The 19,348-nt window shown below is 37.5% G+C and carries 16 protein-coding genes; 2 read left to right on the plus strand and 14 right to left on the minus strand.

Going from position 1 to position 19,348, the window contains the following annotated elements:
• Positions 1 to 45: 45 nt before the first annotated feature.
• The 9 genes from sdhB to zapA all read right to left on the minus strand — a co-directional run bounded on the left by sdhB (position 46) and on the right by zapA (position 11,259).
• Positions 46 to 855: a succinate dehydrogenase iron-sulfur subunit gene (gene sdhB, locus KRR19_RS00690; protein ID WP_002480571.1), complete on the minus strand. Its 810-nt coding sequence runs from the start codon at positions 853 to 855 to the stop codon at positions 46 to 48.
• The gene (gene sdhA, locus KRR19_RS00695) at positions 855 to 2,651 is read right to left on the minus strand and encodes a succinate dehydrogenase flavoprotein subunit (RefSeq protein WP_023015921.1); all 1,797 of its coding nucleotides are present in this window, start codon (positions 2,649 to 2,651) and stop codon (positions 855 to 857) included. The genes sdhB and sdhA overlap by 1 nt, the downstream gene beginning before the upstream one ends.
• Positions 2,652 to 2,703: 52 nt before the next feature.
• Positions 2,704 to 3,318: a succinate dehydrogenase cytochrome b558 subunit gene (locus KRR19_RS00700; RefSeq protein WP_002480569.1), complete on the minus strand. Its 615-nt coding sequence runs from the start codon at positions 3,316 to 3,318 to the stop codon at positions 2,704 to 2,706.
• 487 nt (positions 3,319 to 3,805) lie between these two features.
• Positions 3,806 to 5,602, minus strand: a complete 1,797-nt coding sequence (gene uvrC / locus KRR19_RS00705; RefSeq protein WP_216733394.1) for an excinuclease ABC subunit UvrC — start codon at positions 5,600 to 5,602, stop codon at positions 3,806 to 3,808.
• A gap of 229 nt (positions 5,603 to 5,831) precedes the next feature.
• A complete protein-coding gene (gene trxA, locus KRR19_RS00710; RefSeq protein WP_002480567.1) occupies positions 5,832 to 6,146 on the minus strand; it encodes a thioredoxin in 315 nt (104 codons plus the stop codon).
• Between the two features lie 126 nt (positions 6,147 to 6,272).
• Positions 6,273 to 8,621: an endonuclease MutS2 gene (locus KRR19_RS00715; protein ID WP_060803921.1), complete on the minus strand. Its 2,349-nt coding sequence runs from the start codon at positions 8,619 to 8,621 to the stop codon at positions 6,273 to 6,275.
• Positions 8,622 to 8,631: 10 nt separating this feature from the next.
• The gene (polX, locus tag KRR19_RS00720; protein WP_156666883.1) at positions 8,632 to 10,344 is read right to left on the minus strand and encodes a DNA polymerase/3'-5' exonuclease PolX; all 1,713 of its coding nucleotides are present in this window, start codon (positions 10,342 to 10,344) and stop codon (positions 8,632 to 8,634) included.
• Positions 10,345 to 10,461: 117 nt separating this feature from the next.
• Positions 10,462 to 10,983, minus strand: a complete 522-nt coding sequence (locus KRR19_RS00725) for a CvpA family protein (protein WP_156666868.1) — start codon at positions 10,981 to 10,983, stop codon at positions 10,462 to 10,464.
• Positions 10,984 to 10,992: 9 nt separating this feature from the next.
• Positions 10,993 to 11,259, minus strand: a complete 267-nt coding sequence (gene zapA / locus KRR19_RS00730) for a cell division protein ZapA (protein ID WP_002480563.1) — start codon at positions 11,257 to 11,259, stop codon at positions 10,993 to 10,995.
• A 270-nt stretch (positions 11,260 to 11,529) separates the two neighbouring features.
• Here zapA and rnhC point away from each other — a divergent pair, with 270 nt between their 5' ends.
• The gene (gene rnhC, locus KRR19_RS00735; RefSeq protein WP_156666869.1) at positions 11,530 to 12,483 is read left to right on the plus strand and encodes a ribonuclease HIII; all 954 of its coding nucleotides are present in this window, start codon (positions 11,530 to 11,532) and stop codon (positions 12,481 to 12,483) included.
• A 120-nt stretch (positions 12,484 to 12,603) separates the two neighbouring features.
• Here rnhC and pheT read toward each other — a convergent pair whose 3' ends face one another.
• The 5 genes from pheT to KRR19_RS00760 form a co-directional block, all read right to left on the minus strand.
• Positions 12,604 to 15,009, minus strand: coding sequence for a phenylalanine--tRNA ligase subunit beta (gene pheT, locus KRR19_RS00740; protein ID WP_023015927.1), 2,406 nt, complete (start codon positions 15,007 to 15,009; stop codon positions 12,604 to 12,606).
• Positions 15,009 to 16,067 carry a phenylalanine--tRNA ligase subunit alpha gene (gene pheS / locus KRR19_RS00745; RefSeq protein ID WP_002480560.1) on the minus strand — a complete coding sequence of 353 codons (1,059 nt, stop codon included), beginning with the start codon at positions 16,065 to 16,067 and terminating at the stop codon, positions 15,009 to 15,011. Before pheS ends, pheT begins: the two co-directional genes overlap by 1 nt.
• Before the next feature lie 334 nt (positions 16,068 to 16,401).
• Positions 16,402 to 17,148: a TrmH family RNA methyltransferase gene (locus KRR19_RS00750; RefSeq protein WP_002480559.1), complete on the minus strand. Its 747-nt coding sequence runs from the start codon at positions 17,146 to 17,148 to the stop codon at positions 16,402 to 16,404.
• 103 nt (positions 17,149 to 17,251) lie between these two features.
• Positions 17,252 to 17,425 carry a 50S ribosomal protein L32 gene (gene rpmF / locus KRR19_RS00755; protein WP_002480558.1) on the minus strand — a complete coding sequence of 58 codons (174 nt, stop codon included), beginning with the start codon at positions 17,423 to 17,425 and terminating at the stop codon, positions 17,252 to 17,254.
• Positions 17,426 to 17,516: 91 nt separating this feature from the next.
• Entirely contained in the window at positions 17,517 to 18,065 is a 549-nt protein-coding gene (locus KRR19_RS00760) for a YceD family protein (RefSeq protein ID WP_002480557.1), read from the minus strand.
• 127 nt (positions 18,066 to 18,192) lie between these two features.
• On the opposite strand from KRR19_RS00760, the gene KRR19_RS00765 reads away from it, so the two are divergent.
• Positions 18,193 to 19,335, plus strand: coding sequence for a nucleotidyltransferase (locus KRR19_RS00765; protein ID WP_156666871.1), 1,143 nt, complete (start codon positions 18,193 to 18,195; stop codon positions 19,333 to 19,335).
• The last annotated feature ends 13 nt before the right edge of the window (positions 19,336 to 19,348 follow it).

Here is a 19,348-nt window from a genome sequence, read left to right on the forward strand (position 1 = left end):
AAAGAGGCAAGGAGTCGCACTCCTGCCTCTTGATTTATTATCAAATTATTGTACTTGGTGGTCAGAACCAAAGAATGATTTGAACATGTAGAATGAAGTTTCTCTGTTCAACGCTGCGATTGAAGTTGTTAAAGGAATACCTTTAGGACAAGCATTCACACAGTTTTGTGAGTTACCGCATTCTTGAAGTCCGCCGCCGCCCATTAAAGCGTCTAAGCGTTCGTCTTTAGTCATTGAACCTGTTGGATGCAAGTTGAATAAACGTACTTGTGAAATTGCTTGCGCCCCTACGAATTCGTTTTTACTTGTTACGTTAGGACAAACTTCTAAACACACACCGCATGTCATACATTTAGATAATTCATACGCTGTTTGACGTTTTTTCTCAGGCATACGTGGTCCAGGACCTAAGTCATACGTACCGTCAATCGGTACCCATGCTTTCATACGTTTTAAGTTATCGAACATACGAGAACGATCAACTTGTAAGTCACGTACGATTGGGAATGTGCTCATTGGTTCTAAACGGATAGGTTGTTCTAATTGATCTACAATCGCTGAACATGCTTGACGTGCATGACCATTGATAACCATTGAACAAGCACCGCATACTTCCTCTAAACAGTTCATGTCCCATGTTACCGGCGCAACTTTTTCCCCTTTTGTATTATACGGATTACGTCTGATTTCCATCAAACAAGCAATCACGTTTAAATTCTCACGATAAGGAATTTCAAATTTTTCTTCATATGGCTGTGAGTCCGCAGTATCTTGTCGCTTAATGATTAAAGTTACAGTTTTAGAGCTATTTTGAGCTGGTTGTTGAACCGCTTCATCTTTAACTTCTTCTGCCATTATGATTTGCTCCCTTCTTCCTTACTTGAATCTTCTTTACTAGATTTTGATTTAGATGAGTAGTCACGTTTACGTGGTGGAATTAAGCTGATATCCACATCTTCGTATTCGAATCTTGGTGGATTATCGATACCTTCGTAAAACGCTTTTGTTGTTTTTAACCACTCTTCGTCGTTACGATCAGGGAATTCTGGTTTGTAGTGTGCACCACGTGATTCATTACGGTTATATGCACCGATTGTAATCACACGAGCAAGTACTAACATATTCCATAATTGGCGTGTGAAGAATACAGCTTGGTTACTCCAAGTTTGTGTATCTTCCATGTCAATATCTTGATAACGTCTCATCAACTCAAGAATTTTTTCATCTGTTTCTAGTAAACGTTTGTTATCACGAACAACTGTTACGTTTTTCGTCATGATTTCACCAAGTTCACGGTGAAGTTTGAAGGCATTTTCTGTCCCTCTCATGTTTAATAAATCGTCAAAACGTTTTTGTTCTTTATCGATTAAGTCTTGGTAAAGACTGTCGTCTAATTCAGTATATGAATGTTCAACAGTGTCGATATATTTTACAGCGTTCGGTCCAGCTACTGTACCGCCGTAAATCGCTGATAATAATGAGTTTGCACCTAAACGGTTACCGCCGTGTTGTGAGAAGTCACATTCACCTGCTGCGAATAAACCGTCAATTGTAGTCATTTGATCATAGTCTACGTATAATCCACCCATTGAATAGTGAACTGCTGGGAAGATTTTCATTGGTACTTTACGTGGGTCATCGCCTGTGAATTTTTCATAAATTTCGATGATACCGCCTAATTTAACGTCTAATTCATGCGGATCTTTGTGTGATAAATCTAGATATACCATGTTTTCACCATTGATACCTAATTTTTGGTTCACACATACGTCGAAGATTTCACGTGTTGCGATGTCACGAGGTACTAAGTTACCGTAATCCGGATATTTCTCTTCTAAGAAATACCAAGGTTTACCGTCTTTATAAGTCCAAATACGTCCACCTTCACCACGTGCTGATTCACTCATTAAACGCAATTTGTCGTCACCAGGAATCGCTGTTGGGTGGATTTGGATAAATTCACCGTTCGCATAAACTGCACCTTGTTGATACACGATAGATGCTGCTGAACCTGTATTGATCATTGAGTTTGTAGTTTTACCGAAGATAATACCAGGACCGCCTGTTGCCATAACTACTGCATCAGAACGGAATGCATCGATTTTCGCATCTGTTAAGTTTTGTGCGACGATACCACGCGCTGCGTTGTTTTCGTCTTTCACAACACCTAAGAATTCCCAACCTTCGTATTTTGTCACAAGACCGTCTACTTCGAACTTACGAACTTGTTCATCTAATGCATATAATAACTGTTGACCAGTTGTTGCACCAGCATATGCCGTTCTGTGATGCAACGTACCGCCGAAACGACGGAAGTCAAGTAAACCTTCAGGTGTTCTGTTGAACATTACACCCATGCGGTCTAATAAGTGGATGATTTTCGGTGCTGCATCCGCCATTGCTTTAACTGGTGGTTGGTTCGCTAAGAAGTCCCCGCCATAAACTGTATCGTCAAAGTGGATCCAAGGTGAGTCGCCTTCACCTTTTGTATTAACCGCTCCGTTAATACCCCCTTGCGCACACACAGAGTGCGAACGTTTTACGGGTACTACTGAGAATAAATCAACATGTACACCTTGTTCTGCTATTTTAATTGTTGACATCAGACCGGCAAGTCCTCCACCGACAACAATAACTTTTTTCTCTGCCATATAAATGTCACTCCCTGAAAATATAACCTTTATTTACGCTATGCTATTGCTCTTATACGAACGCTAAGATTGCACTTACACCGATGTAAGAAACAATAACGAATACTACTAATGATACCCATGTAAATACGCGTTGTGATTTAGCTGATTGTAAGGCACCCCATGTTACTAGGAATGACCATAAACCGTTCGCAAAGTGGAAAATTACTGCTACTGTTAAAACAAGGTAGAAGATTAACCAGAATGGATTGCTTAAGTAGTCTTGCATCATGTTGAATCCTAGTTCTTTATGCCCTAACCACATTTCCACTTTTGTTTGATAGAAGTGGATTGCGATAAAGATAAACGCTAAAACACCTGTGATACGTTGTAATAAGAACATCCAGTTTCTGAACCATGAATAATGGCCGACGTTCTCTTTAGCCGTGAATGCAATGTGAATACCGTATAACGCATGATAAAGAATTGGTAAGTAAATTAAGAAGATTTCAAGTGCTAACAAGAATGGTAATGATTCCATAAATCCTGCTGCTTGGTTGAAAGCTCCTGCTCCTTTAGTCGCTTGGTGGTTAACTGTCAAATGCACTAATAAGAATGCACCGATCGGAATAACCCCTAGTAACGAGTGTATGCGTCTTAAATAAAATTGATTCTTAGTATAACCCAAAAGGAAGTCCCCCCTGTGAAACAAATGATATTAATTGATTTCATTTTCAGGTTTGTTGAAATGCTCCAAATGCTCACAAAATTAAGTAAAATCAATACAAATGACTCAACCACCAACGAACAGCCCTGCTGGGAGTTGTAAAACACTGCAATCAGCACGGCAGCTCAGCGCCATTTTTCTCTATGTATGGACCCCTATCTTAGCTGTATATGCTGAACCGATGACCGCTGCAATCCCTTACAATCGAGGCAATTGTATTCAATTACACATTAAGTGAGAATCGTTTTCATTTAGAAAGCGTTTACAAACGCACCTAAAAAAATAAAATCTCGTTAACGATATTGTAACATTTTTTTACAGCCTTTTGGGCATGAGAATTATTATCAATGGATTTTTTTCAATCTTAGTTTAAATTCAGCTTCAAATAGACTTAAAATTAAGCTGAAAGCGGCACCTCCTTCAGCTTTCACTTCAGAATATACCGCTTCTAACTTTTTTGTTCTTCCTTATTTAATTCTTGTAGTAAATTCTCAGCTATCTTTTTAGGAAAACCAATTTCTTGAAGCTCCGCAACCGTGGCTGCTTTCATTTTCTTCACAGAACCAAACGTTCTTAACAACTTCGTTTTACGTTTTGGTCCGATACCATCAATATTATCTAACACAGACGTCAAACCATGTTTTTGTCTTGTTTGTCTATGGAATGTAATCGCAAAACGGTGGACTTCATCTTGAATTCGTTGCAGTAAATAGAACGCTTGACTGTTCTTCTTAAGCGGAACTACTTCTGCGTTTACACCATACAACAGTTCTGACGTTCTATGCTTATCATTTTTACGTAAGCCTGCGACAGGAATATCTAATCCCAATTCATTCTCAAGTACATCAATAGCTACAGACATCTGTCCTTTACCGCCATCGACAATAATAAGATCAGGTAACGGTAAACCATCGTTCAATACACGTGTATAACGTCTACGGATCACTTCTTGCATGGATTTATAATCATCAGGGCCATCAACCGTTTTAATTTTATATTTGCGGTATCCTTTTTTATCTGGTTTACCATCAACAAAAGTAACCATCGCAGACACTGCATCAACACCTTGAATGTTAGAGTTATCAAACGCTTCAATACGAATCGGCGTTTGAATTCCCATTTGTTCTCCAAGCTCTTCAATCGCTTTGATTGTTCTAGACTCGTCTCTCGCAATCAATTCGAATTTATTTTCTAATGAAATTTCAGCATTATGATTCGCCATCTCAACTAAATCTTTCTTTTGGCCTCTGACTGGTTGCACAATTTTTGTATCTACAACCGATTGAATCATGTTAGCATCCAAATTTTTCGGCACATGCACTTCTTTCGGTAAAAGATGTTGATTCAATTGATAGAATTGACCGATAAACGTATAGAACTCCTCTTCTTCTGTTTGTTGAAGTGGAATCATTGTTGTATCACGTTGAATCATATTCCCGTTTCTGACGAAGAAAACTTGAACACACATCCAACCTTTCGACACACTATAACCAAATACATCACGTGCTTTATTATCTGTCGACATGATGTTTTGTTTTTTCGTCAAGTTATGAATATGTTGAATCAAATCACGATACTCTTTGGCTTGTTCAAAGTCTAATTGTTCACTCGCTGCCATCATGCGATCTTCTAAGTTCTTAAGAATTGTTTTATCTTCACCATTTAAGAACTCTGTCACTTCTTGAATCATTTGCGCATATTGTTGTTCATCTACTTCATAGACACAGGGGCCTAAGCATTGACCGATGTGATAATACAGACACAATTTATCCGGCATTTTATCACATTTACGGAATGGATAAATACGGTCTAACAATTTTTTCGTTTCTACTGCTGAATATGCGTTTGGATAAGGACCAAAGTATTTACCTGTCCCTTTTTTAACAGTTCTTGTAACCAACAAACGTGGATATTTTTCTCTCGTAATTTTAATGAAAGGATAGCTCTTATCATCTTTCAACAAGATATTGTAACGAGGTTGATATTGTTTAATTAAATTCAGCTCTAACAATAACGATTCCGTTTCACTATCTGTAACGATAAATTCAAAATTACGGATTTCTCCTACTAAACGTGTCGTCTTCGCATCGTGCGCACCTGTGAAATAAGAACGTAATCGATTACGCAGACGTTTAGCTTTCCCGACATAAATGACTTGATCGTTGCGGTCTTTCATTAAATAACAGCCAGGTTCAAACGGAACCACTGATAGTTTCTGTTTAATCTTTTCTTTATAATCTTCCAACGATTAACCTCCCTTCTCCTAAAGTTTGATAGATTTACTATGAAATTCAATTTACTATTATAACAAATACCAGCTTATACGAGCGACTGGCTTGCTTAACCAACGCCTTAAATTTCCATATGAAAAAGACCAGAACACTATATTCTGGTCTCGCATTTTTGTAATGATTGATTCGATATTTAACGTGAAGTTTCAACCATAATCGCCGAAACTCGGCATTATTTTAAAATTATAGGTGTTTGTTTAATACTTCAGCTAAGTTTTCTTTAGGTTGGAAACCTACAACTTTATCAACAGGTTCTCCATCTTTGAAAACGATTAGAGTTGGGATACTCATTACTTCGAATTTAGCTGCAGTGTTAGGATTTTCGTCAACATCTAATTTTAAGATGTCAGCTTTACCGTCGAAATCTTGAGCTAATTCTTCTAATACAGGTGCGATCATTTTACAAGGTCCACACCAAGTTGCCCAGAAATCTACTAATTTAACACCATTTTGAACTTGTTCGTTAAAGTCTGAATCAGTAACTTTAATTAATGCCATAAATATCGTTCCTCCTTAGGAATTTTAATGATGAACAAAGTATATCAGATACGATTTGTAATTGCATCGGCTTTGCTCATAACCACATTCTTTTTTATATTTCTTCATATTATTTTCATAATCGTATTATTTCAACGTCGCAACTGTTACACCGAAGCCACCTTCACTTGGTGTACCCGTGCGGTAAGAGGCAATATTTTTATGTCGTTTCAAATGTTGTTGCACTGCCTTCTGCAATGCTCCTGTTCCCTTCCCGTGAATAATATAAACATTCTCGTAGTTGCTGAGCATGGCTTGATCTAGGTACTGATCTAAAGCTGTTACCGCTTCATCATAACGATAACCTCTTAAGTCTAACTCCATTTTCACTGGAGAACGGTTCGAACGTGATACCATTTTCGTTTGTGGTTCTTGTGTCTTTTGTTTCTTCTCTAAGTCGGCAATCGGTAATTTCATTTTAATGATGCCCATTTGAACCACTGCTTCTTCATCATCCAAGATTTCAAGCACTTCACCTTTTTGACCATAGGTTAAGACTTTGACTTCATCGCCAGCTTTAATCTCATCCCATTTTTTCTTCTTCACATTTTGTTTAAGGTCAGTTGCTTCGTATTGCTCATCTAAGTGTTTACGTTTTTCAATCAACTCGTGCTCTTTCACATCAGCGTTTTTCTCATCTCTTAACTGACGTAAATCTGAAATAATTTCTTCTGCTTCTTTTGTCGCAGCTTTAACACGTTGATTGGCTTTCGTTTTCGCTTCATCCATCAATTGTTTTTCGTAATTTTGATATTGATCATATTTCTGACTCAATTGACGGTGTAAATCTTGTGCTTCTCGTAATAATTGTTCTAATTCAATACGTTGATTATCTACACGTTTCGTATTCTTCTCTAGTGAAGCAATCATATTGTTGATTTCTTGCTCATCTTGCCCAATCATCGCTTTCGCATCACGAATAATTTTGCCGTTTAAACCGAGTTTACTTGAAATTTCAAAGGCATTTGAACGTCCAGGCACACCCATTAATAATTTATACGTTGGGCTGAGCGTATTCACATCGAATTCCACACTGGCGTTCATGACACCCTCTCGGTTATAACTATAGGCTTTTAATTCAGGATAGTGTGTCGTAGCCATCACTAATGCACCGCGTTTTTGTACATTATCTAAAATACTCATTGCGAGTGCTGCCCCTTCACTTGGGTCTGTACCAGCACCAAGTTCGTCAAAGAGAATCACACTGTTGTGATCTGCATGTTTTAAAATCTCTACAATATTCTTCATATGAGAAGAGAACGTTGATAATGATTGTTCAATCGATTGTTCATCACCGATATCACAATAAACATTATCAAAGACACCGAGTTTACTACCGTCTAATGTTGGAATTAATAAACCTGATTGTGCCATCACGATGATTAAACCTAACGTTTTCAATGTGACAGTTTTACCACCAGTATTCGGACCCGTAATAATCACAGTTTGAATGCCATCTACAAATTCAATAGTATTCGCAACAACCGTTTTTGGATCTAATAATGGATGGAATGCTTTTGGTAAATACACCTTACGTTCTTCTGTAAATTCAGGTTTCGTCCCTTTAATAGAACTGCCGTATCGTGCTTTCGCAGTTAAGAAGTCGATTTGTCCCATTACAGACTCTGCAATTAAACAAGCATCCGCTTCACCAGCAACTTCTAACGTCAACTCCGTCAAAATACGTTCGACTTCTGCTTTCTCATCATTACGGAGTCGGCTGATTTTGTTATTCATTTCTACCACAGCTGAAGGTTCAATATATAACGTTTGACCTGAAGATGATTGGTCATGAACGATACCATTAAAGTCTTGACGATATTCCGCTTTTACTGGTATTACATGTCTATCATTTCTGACTGTAATAATCGAATCTGATAATTTCTTTTGGTTCGATTGACTTTTAACCACACGGTCTAAGTTTTGTTTAATGCGTTGTGACGTACTATGAATGCGACTTCTGATACTTTGCAGTTCATAGCTTGCATCATCAAATAAATCATAAGCATCACATTTTTGTTTAATTTCTTGATACAAATCCGAAAGAATCGGCAATTGAGTCATACGCTCATCTAAAATCGGATAATTGATAGCTTCCTCTTCTTCTAAGAGTTGACTGTAGAATGTTTTATATTGATTTTGAACTTGAATTAAACGCTTAATCTGGTTCAATTCACGTACGTTCAACATACTGCCGATTTTCGCACGATGAATAAGCGGTGACACTTTAGATAAACCACTTAAACTCGGTAAACGATGCTTATTATAAATTTGAGATATTTCGTCTGTTTCATCTATTTGATGAACAACAGTTTGATAATCAGAAGCTGGTGACATTGACGCTGCTTTTTCTCGTCCTAAGTCACTGACAGCTTCTTTTTCTACAAGTGCTTTGATTTTATCGAAATCAAGCACATCTAATGTCTTCTGTCTCACTGACATCCCTCTATTTCTTTAGCTTTTTATTATTTTTTATAAATGATTTGAAATCTTCTCTGCTCATAGTGTTCAACACACGTGATTTATCAATAAAAGCTTTTTGCGCTGTCGCGATACCATATTTCATCAACTCTAAGTTATCGATATGGTGTGCATCCGTATTGATGGTTACCATAATATCTTGATGATGACGTAACGCTTCTGCACTTAAATCTAAACGTAATGGATTCGCATTGATTTCTAAAATGGTACCTGTTTCTTTCGCTATCTCGAATAATCGATCCATATTAACTTTATAGCCGTCACGGCGACCGATAATACGTCCTGTTGGATGTGCAATATGACGCACATAAGGATTACGGCATGCTTGTTCTAAGCGATGCATAATTTGTTCTTCCGTTTGATTAAAGCTTTGATGAATCGATGCGATAACATAATCAAGCTGGGCTAATATCTCATCTGGATAATCTAATGTACCATCTGCTAAAATATCCATTTCAGTTCCAGAGTAAATATCAATTTCATCATATTCCTCATTCATCGCTTTAATTTCTTCATTTTGACGTAATAAACGCTCAATTTCTAAACCATGTGCTACACGTAAACTACGTGAATGATCTGTAATAACCATATATTCATAGCCTTTTTGAATATTAGCTTCAATCATTTCACGCAAACTAAAGGCACCGTCACTCATGGTTGTATGCATGTGCACATCGCCTTTAATATCATCTAAAGTCACAATATTAGATAAGTCTCGGTCAAATTCACTGCCGTCTACACGCATTGGCGGCGCAATCCATTCATGTCCGAAATGTTCATAGATAGCTGCTTCACTGTCTAATTGCAGCAAAGAACCATCTGGCTGTTCAATGCCATATTCACTGACTTTTTCACCGCGTGCTTTCGCAAGTTGACGAATACGGATATTATGATCTTTTGAGCCAGTAAAATGTTGCAGCGTATGATAATATGCGTTTGGTTCAACAATTCTGAAGTCGATTTCAATTGTTTCATCTTCAAATTCAACTTCTACCGATACTTTCGTTAATCCTACTGCCACATCTTTGACTTTATGCGGCACCTTTAATAAGGCTTGTTGCACAGTCTCAGGATCATTTGTACTCATTATATAGTCTAAATCTTTACTCATTTCCTTCACTCTGCGGAAACTGCCTGCGACATGATATTGTTCTAACGCATCAATCGTCTCTAAATATTCTTCAATTTCTTGATTCAATTTAATCAATAAGTTGATAGGATAACGTTCTTTACGTGCACTTAGCGCTTTGACACCCGCTAAGATATTTTCTTCAGTCTTTTTACCGAAACCACTTAACGCACTGACTTCTTTATTTTCACAAGCACGTGCAAGCTCTTCTTTATTCGTAATGCCAAGCTCTTTATAAAGTTTATGAATCTTTTTACTGCCAAGACCTGGAATCTTCAATAATGACACTAAACCTTCAGGCACTTCTTCTTCTAATGCTTTAAGTGTTTCAGATTCACCTGCTGCTAAATATTCATTGATAACTTCGCCAACACCTTTACCGATATTTTTAAGCTTTGTGACATCTTCAATTTCATCCATCGTACGTTCATCTGTTTCTAAACTTTGCGCTGCTTTACGATAAGCAGACACTTTGAATGTATTTTCACCTTTTAACTCCATGTAAGTGGCAATCTTCTCTAATAAACGCACAACATCTTTCTTTGTAATATGTTGACTCACTTTATTCACTCCAATTAAAAAGAGGAACTTGATGGCATTCGTATATCTGTAACAGATTGGCGAATGTGTCAGCCTCCTCTTTGTTTAGTCTTTGTATTCATTGAATTATAATGCCATCACAAATGATGACAGATATGGGGTATGAAAGAGTATCAAATTTGCGATAATCGATTGTGCAAATTGCTGCTGAATCGCAAAGCTCGGATATAAGCTGCACAAGTATAATACGAGCAAGACAATGACCACAGAGCTGATCAAGCTAAGCAGTACACCGAAACTTCGATTCAAGATAGATATGGGTTGTGTTACCATTATTTTATCAAACGCAGATAAAATAAGGTATAAAATAAACTTGCTGATTAGAAATATCATGATAAACGCGACAATATTTTCAAAGCGCAGATGAATATCATCATATTGTATAAAATAATGTGTTTGTGCTGCTTTCGTTTTAGGAAACGGAACATATAATTCTAACTGCTTCGCAATCGGTGCGTACCATAATGCCGCAAAGATAAACGCAGCGACCGTACTTATAAAATGAAGCAGACTCCACCAAAATCCTCTGTGAAACCCCATAGCGGCAATCAAAATAAAGACAAAAAAGATAAAGAAATTTAGCAGCATAGGCAGACCCTACTGTTCATCATGCTTTAAACGATTCAACTCTTGTGTCAAACGACGGTTTTCTTCTTCTAATAACACCTTTTCATGCATAATGTTAACCGCAGTTAATACTGCTTTACGTGTGGTATCTAACCCTGCACTCTTACGACCTAATTCTTGAATTTTTTCATCTACTAGATGCGCAACATAACGTATATGCTCAGGATTATCTTCGCCGACTATTGTATAATTTTTGTTATTAATCGTAACATTGATTCTATTTTTAAATTCGCCCAATTTGATAACTCCAATCTTGCTTATTTTCACTCATTCACCACGACAACTGATGAGTGTATCTCTTATATTAATCGTAACTGATTTTCACACTGATTTGTTGAAAACCACTCTATTTATTCATCACGAACCATTATACACGAGTGCCATTTATTATGTAAGTAGTGTACGCTTTTTGCCAATGTTATGTAAACAGACTGTAATATATAACCTTTTATTGCGACAGGCACCTATAGTAAAATAAGAATACTACTACAAGTAAGGAGCATCCCTATGGCGAACGTCGTATTAAAATTAACAGAAGAACAAATTCAACAATTACTTAGCAAAATCAACGCAGACACAACGAATCTTCCCAAAGGCTCACGCGCACGCGCAAAATATCAAGGTACAACAATTCATATTTATAATTCCAACAAAGTCATGTTTCAAGGCACTCAAGCAGAAGCAGTTTCACAACAATTACTAGGTAATGCTGCCTCAACGTCTAAAGCACCCTCAAAGAAGAAGAAAACAACAATCATCAATTCCAGTGATTATCCATTTAATACATCCAACTGTATCGGCAGTGATGAAGCAGGCAGCGGCGACTATTTCGGTCCGCTTACTGTTTGTGCGGCTTATGTGTCAAAAGAACATGTTGAAGTATTAAAAACATTAGGTGTCGATGATTCTAAAAAATTATCAGATGATAAAATTGTTGAATTAGCTGAGCAATTAGTGACATTCCTTCCCCACTCACTACAAACATTAGATAACAAAAGATATAATGAACAAAAACAACTCGGCTGGTCACAAGTTAAAATGAAAGCTGTTTTGCATAATCATGCCATTGAAAACGTGGTAGACCGTATCGAAGCACAAAACTTCCCTTTAGACTATATTGTAATTGACCAATTTGCGGTACGCGGTGTTTATCAAAATTACGCACTGACAGCTATGCCTTATCCAGACAAAACTTGTTTCGAAACAAAAGGTGAATCCAAATCTTTAGCCATCGCAGCCGCAAGTATCCTTTCCCGTTATGCTTTCGTGAAACATATGGAGCATATGGGCAAAAAAATAAACCAAACGATTCCAAAAGGGGCAAGTCAAACAGTAGATTTATTTGCGGCTCGTTTAATTGATCAATACGGTACAGAGACATTAGACTCTATATCAAAAGCTGACTTTAAAAATAGAGACAAAGCCTTAGACCTTTATCGTAAAAAACAGTTAAACAACTAATCACCTTAACAGATTGCTTACACTTTATATATAAATAAAATGAAACAAGCTCCTTCCACACATGATCTGTGTAGAAAGAGCTTGTTTTTTTAATAATTCATTTTCTTCAAATGAACCGAATTAACGAATCACTGCACCTTCTGCAGTTAACGCATTCACGATTTCATCATGAACCGCTGTCACTTGTTCGTCTGTTAACGTATTTTCTGTATCTAAATAAGAGATACGGATCGCAACTGATTTCTTACCAGCTTCCATATGTTCGCCTTCATAGACATCAAAAACTTGCGCATCTTGTAAGATTTTACCGCCATGTGCTTTGATTGTGCTAATAAGTTCAGCAGCTGACACTGTTGTATCTACTTCTAATGCGATATCTCTCGTTACACCAGGATATTTAGGGATTTGTTCATAATTGATGTAACCCACAGAAACATTCATCAATTTATCGTAGTTTAATTCAAAGACATACGTACGTTGTTTTAAATCATTTTCTTCAGCTAATTGCGGGTGTAATTCACCGATAAAGCCGATGACTTCGCCATTTAATAAAACATTTGCCGTACGTCCTGGATGTAAACCATCCATTTGCGTTGCCTCGTAATCAAATGTAACATCTAATTTTTCCGCAACTGCATCTAAGACACCTTTCGCAAGATAGAAATCTGTTAATTCTTTTTTACCTTGCCATTGGTTGCTGCTATATTCACCAGTTAAAATACCACTTAAGTATTCAACCTCATCTGGTAATTCACCTTTGCCATTCGCAAAGAAGACGCGACCGATTTCATATAAGAATACATTTGTGTTTTTACGTGCCACGTTATAAGCCACCGCATCAATTAAATGTGGTAATAAACTTTGACGTAATACTGCGTGTGCTTCACTCATCGGCATTAACAATTCAATGTTTGGTTTGTCACTCACTGAGAATGCTTTACCACGTGCACGGTCTACTAATGAATACGTAATTGCTTCACTTAAACCTGCACCTTCTAATGTACGTTTTAAAATACGTGTTTTTGATTGACGGTCTGTCAATTGACCGCTTGTAACTTGTTCGAAGACTGGTAATGTTGATGGAATTTCATCATAACCATAAATACGTGCCACTTCTTCGATTAAGTCTTCTTTGATTTTGACATCTCTACGACGCGAAGGAACATAGACTGTTAAGTTACCTTCATTATTTTCAGTTTTGAAACCAAGTTGACTTAATGATTTCACAATCGCTTCAACTGTCATTTCTGAACCGATTGTATTATTAATTTTATCAACTGTAATTTCAATAGGTGTAATAAATTCGCCTAAGTCACCTGATGCGACGCGATCTGATAATACTTCACCTTGTGCGTAATGTTCTAATAAGTAACATGCACGGTCAACAGCTTGGTCTACAAATTCAGTCGCAATTCCTTTTTCGAATCGGCTTGAAGATTCACTACGTAAGTTAAGACGACGTGATGTATGACGGATGCTGACAGGATCGAAGATTGCACCTTCAACCACGACATTTTGTGTTTGTTCAGTAACTTCAGAGAAGTCTCCACCCATCACACCACCAAGCGCAATCGGTTCTTTGCCGTTTGTGATAACGATATCTGACGCTAATAATTCACGTTCTGTATCATCTAACGTTGTCATTTTTTCGCCTTCTTGAGCTTGGCGCACGACAATTTTGTCAGACCCGATATGATCTTGGTCAAACATATGAAGTGGTTGGCCGTATTCTAATAACACATAGTTTGAAATATCTACAACATTATTAATCGGACGAATACCGGCTTTCATTAATCGTGCTTGCATCCACATTGGAGATGGGCCGATTTTAACGTTTTTAACGACACGTGCACTGTAATAAGGTGTTTTATCTGGATTTTCAACTGTTACTGAAATTTCTTCAGATGCTGAAGTTTCAGTCGTGTCAGGTTGTGTTTCTGGTAATGTTAACGGTGCACCATAAAGTGCTGATGTTTCATAGGCAGCACCTACCATACTTAATGCATCCGCACGGTTCGGTGTTAAGTCGAATTCCATTACTTGATCATTTAAGTATAATGCTTCTAATGCATCAGTACCTGGTTTAACTTCATTCGGGAAGTTATAAATTCCTTCTTCAAATGCTTTAGGTACCACGTTGCTTTGAACGCCGATTTCTTGAAGTGAACAAATCATACCTTCAGAAACTTCACCACGTAATTTCGCACGTTTAATTTTAACGCCGCCTGGTAAACGACCGCCGACAGTTGCGACAATCACATATTGCCCAGCATCAACATTAGGTGCACCACATACGATTTGTACGGGTTCTTCTTCACCGATATCCACTTTACAAATATTCAATTTATCTGCGTTCGGATGTTGTGTTTTACTTTCCACATAACCTACGACTAATTTTTTAATTTCAGCTGTGTAATCAATGATGTCATCGACTTCAATCCCTGTACGTGTGATACGTTCAGCTAATGATTGAATCGGTTCATTAACCGCAACTAAAGATTCTAACCATTCTTTTGATACAAACATTATGCTTCACCTCTATCTTCAACAGCTTTGAATTGATCTAAGAAACGGACATCATTTGTATAGAAGTAACGAATATCTTCAATACCGTATTTCAACATTGCGATACGGTCAGGACCCATACCGAATGCGAATCCAGTGTATTTAGAAGAATCGAAACCAGCCATTTCTAAAACATTCGGATGCACCATACCGGCACCTAAGATTTCAATCCAGCCTGAACCTTTACATACGTTACAGCCTTTACCGCCACATTTGAAGCAAGACACATCGACTTCTACTGAAGGTTCAGTGAATGGGAAGTAACTTGGACGCAAACGGATTTCACGTTCTTCACCGAATAATTTTTTCGCCACAAGTTCAAGCGTACCTTTCAAGTCACTCATTTTAATATTTTCTGCCACAACTAAGCCTTCAATTTGTGTGAATTGGTGACTGTGTGTCGCATCATCTGAGTCACGACGATATACTTTACCAGGACAAATAATTTTAACTGGCCCTTGGCCGTTACGTTTCTCAAGTGTACGTGCTTGTACAGGTGAGGTATGTGTACGCATTAACGTTTCTTCTGTGATATAGAATGTATCTTGCATATCACGTGCTGGGTGTGATTTCGGTAAGTTTAATGCTTCGAAGTTATAGTAATCTTGTTCTACTTCATAACCATTCACGATTTCATAACCTAAACCTAAGAATAAATCTTCAATTTCTTGAATCGTACGTGTTAATGGGTGCGCTGCACCTTGTTTGATTTGGCGACTTGGTAAAGTCACATCAATTGTTTCTTCTTCTAATTGTTTATTTAAACGTTCTTGTTCAAGCACTTTTTTACGTTCAGCAATTGCTTGTTCAATCGCTTGGCGTACTTCATTGACTGCTTGTCCGAATTTTGGTTTTTCTTCATTTGATAAATCTTTCATTTGTTTCATTAAACCTGAAACAGAACCTTTTTTACCTAAGTATTTAACTTTAACATCTTGTAACGCTTTCTCATCTGACGCTTGTGACACATCGGCCAAAGCTTCTGATTTCAGCTGATTCATTTCTTCAGTTTGAATCATATCTGCCCCTCCTAAATAATATTGCCAATAAAAAAAGACTTCTATCCCTGAGATATGGGACGAAGTCTTCCGTGGTACCACCCAAATTTATGCATACGCATACACTTGATTTATCATAGATAACGGTGATGAACCGACTTAAATTTCTTTAAGTTGCCAAAAAGGTGAAAAAAATTATCGCATTCTGGAATAACTTTCAGTCACGGTTATTCTCCCTAAACAGTCTGCTTCTGATAATTTACGTCTTTTTATAGGCAAAGTATTAATTTATCTGTTTGAGTCATCTGCTCAAACTCTGAATCACATTTAATTATAAGTAATCCCTTCCGACCGGTCAACCTTTTAATTTATAGATTAAGATACTGCCTGCAATCGCTACATTCAGACTTTCAGCAGCCCCGTACATCGGAATTGTTAAACGTTTCGTCGTGTGACTTAATAATGCTGGATCGACACCTTGACCTTCGTTACCAAGCAATAACGCGAAAGATGATTGTGCATCCTCTTCATTAAAATTCACCGCATCTTCTAATGCAGTGCCGTATACCGGCCCATCAAATTGATTAATAAATTCCTCAATCGGCTGAGTGACAATCGGTAAATGGAAGACACTGCCTTGGCTTGAGCGTAATACTTTATCTTGATACGCGTCGGCTGTTCCTGGTGCCAAGACAATCAAATCCAACGCAGCTGCATCAGCTGTACGAATCAACGTACCAAGATTACCTGGATCTTGAATGCGATCAAGCAGTAATACTTGTTTAGCCTCTGCGATACGTGAAGCAACCTCTGGTTTTTCAATGACCGCAAAGATACCTTGAGGTGTCACAGTTCCTGACAAACTTTCTGCTACTTTGAAGTTTATATGGAACGCTTCTTCAGCAGCTTCAATTAATTGTGCATCAAAGCGTTCAGGTTCAACGACAAAGAGTTGTTTTACTGATAATTGGCTTTGAACCGCTTCTTCAATCAAATGTGTCCCTTCTACCAACAACAGTCCTGTTTTATCTCGTTCTTTTTTCTTCTTTAATTTATTCGCTTGTTTCACCTTCGTATTTTGCGGTGACGTAATTTGTTCCATAGTCGGTTACCTCATTTACGATTTTTCCTTATTTTATCATGTTGCTTCTCATAAACAAAAATGAGACCTACCGTTATATACGATGGGTCTCATTATTCATCAATTATTTTGAAACGACTTCTTCACCGTTGTAAGAACCACAGTTTTTACAAACGCGGTGAGATAATTTGTATTCACCACAGTTAGGGCATTCAGTCATACCTGGTACTGATAATTTAAAGTGAGTACGACGTTTATTTTTTCTAGTTTTAGATGTTCTTCTTTTTGGTACTGCCATGATTTAATCCTCCTTAAATTTCAAACACAAAAATCTTTGTTACTGTGCGATTAAGATGTTAATAACAATACTATCTATTGTACATCAACTTCTATTGCTTTTCATCATAAAATTGTTGCAATTTTTGAAGCCTTGGATCGACTTTCTTAGAAGAGATTTCTTCTGCTTGTTCACTTTCTTCTAATTCGTCTTCGTCAATAACTTCCCAACCTTGACCGCTCTGCAGCATGTCTTCTAAACTGCTGTCTTCAGCCACTGCTCGGATAGGCTTTTCTATGATGACAAGCTCTTCTGCGATATCACGTAAATCAATCATTCCGTTTGTAGCAAGATGATAATGTTCATCATCTTCTTCACTATCACTAAACTCATGACCTTCTAAATCAAATATTTCTGTTGTTTCCACATCAATCGGCACTTCAACCGGTTTTAATGTACGCGCATCTTCCATCGTGTACGCACCAGTTAAGTGGATATCAGCGACAACTTCATTTGATTTGACATCAAGTTTGCCCTTCACTCGGATATCAGATAAATCTATAAGTCCTAATTTATCAATTAAATGATTATAATTTACTGTTTGATCAAATTCAAAAGGCTGACCTTGATATTTTCTTAATTGCGTTATTGACCATTTCATATGGCTTCACCTCTAACAAGCACAAAATTTATTTTAACTTTCTAGCGTTAAGTTGTCAAGATTTTTTCTTAACATCTTGACTTTTTGATACAATAATCATAATGAATTCTGAAAGGACGGATTGCAAATGAAATGCGCAGCACTGATTACAGAGTATAACCCCTTCCATAACGGGCATGTCTACCATGCAGAACAAGCACGTCAAATCGCTGATGCAGATATCACTGTAGCTATTATGAGCGGTCAATTTGTGATGCGCGGAGAACCCGCAATCTACAACAAATTTTTACGCACACAATTGGCACTCTCTGCTTGCGACCTTGTCGTTGAGCTTCCTGCTTATGCAGCGTTATCTGCTGGAGAATACTTCGCAGAAATGGGTGTCAAAGTTGCTGACTATCTTAATTGTGATGCACTCGTGTTCGGAAGTGAATCCGGCAGCATCAAAGATTTCGAACATGTTGCCATGCAACTCAACCATATCGAAGAACATCCAGAATTTCAAACAAAGCTGCACGAAGGGAAAAGTTACCCTAGAATCATCCATGAATTATTAGATGAACCTGCTTTACTGCAGACACCTAATAATATCTTAGGTCTCTCTTATGTACAAGCTATTCAACACTATGCAGCACACATCACACCTTTGACATTACAACGACATCAAACGAACCATCATAACCAAACCATAGACAACCAAACTTTCGCAAGCGGCAGCGCAATCAGAAAGGCTCTCAAAAACAATGATTCAAGCTTTGAAACAGTAGTTCCATCATCAGTTAAACACTTGTATACATCACCGCAATTAACGTTAGATGAGGTGTTCCCTTATCTGAAATTTACATTATTACGCGCCTCTCTTGAAGAACTACGTGAGATTCATACGGTTAGTGAAGGGTTTGAGTATCGTTTAAAAGAAAAAATCCAATCTGCACACAACTTCAATCAATTGATGCAGCTGCTTAAAACTAAGCGCTATACGTATACCCGTATTCAGCGTATGTTAATGAACTGCTTGTTAAACTTTAAACAAGCAAATAAACAAAATGAAATTGACGCTGTACGCATCTTAGGTATGAATGAAAAAGGACAAGCGTACTTAAAACAATTGAAGAAAGATTTTCCAGATCGTCACTTTATTACGAACGTTAATAAAGCGACCGAAAGTTATTTTGAACCAGAAATCAAAGCAACTGAAATTTATAATGCACTGTCTGGTCAAACCGCTGATGATTTCAATACACCTGTAATTAGGGTACAGTCACAATAAGGGGGTAAATCAA

It is taken from the genome of Staphylococcus sp. CWZ226 (genome assembly GCF_018986355.1).
Taxonomy (GTDB): Bacteria; Bacillota; Bacilli; order Staphylococcales; family Staphylococcaceae; genus Staphylococcus; species Staphylococcus simulans.

Coding starts and splice junctions, on each gene's coding strand:
- sdhA (WP_023015921.1), bottom strand. CDS start 2,651: ATGGCAGAGAAAAAAGTTATTGTTGTCGGTGGAGGACTTGCCGGTCTG.
- pheT (WP_023015927.1), bottom strand. CDS start 15,009: ATGTTTGTATCAAAAGAATGGTTAGAATCTTTAGTTGCGGTTAATGAA.
- KRR19_RS00750 (WP_002480559.1), bottom strand. CDS start 17,148: ATGGAACAAATTACGTCACCGCAAAATACGAAGGTGAAACAAGCGAAT.
- KRR19_RS00725 (WP_156666868.1), bottom strand. CDS start 10,983: ATGCTGCTAAATTTCTTTATCTTTTTTGTCTTTATTTTGATTGCCGCT.
- pheS (WP_002480560.1), bottom strand. CDS start 16,067: ATGATTCAAACTGAAGAAATGAATCAGCTGAAATCAGAAGCTTTGGCC.
- trxA (WP_002480567.1), bottom strand. CDS start 6,146: ATGGCATTAATTAAAGTTACTGATTCAGACTTTAACGAACAAGTTCAA.
- KRR19_RS00765 (WP_156666871.1), top strand. CDS start 18,193: ATGAAATGCGCAGCACTGATTACAGAGTATAACCCCTTCCATAACGGG.
- rpmF (WP_002480558.1), bottom strand. CDS start 17,425: ATGGCAGTACCAAAAAGAAGAACATCTAAAACTAGAAAAAATAAACGT.
- rnhC (WP_156666869.1), top strand. CDS start 11,530: ATGGCGAACGTCGTATTAAAATTAACAGAAGAACAAATTCAACAATTA.
- KRR19_RS00760 (WP_002480557.1), bottom strand. CDS start 18,065: ATGAAATGGTCAATAACGCAATTAAGAAAATATCAAGGTCAGCCTTTT.
- sdhB (WP_002480571.1), bottom strand. CDS start 855: ATGGCAGAAGAAGTTAAAGATGAAGCGGTTCAACAACCAGCTCAAAAT.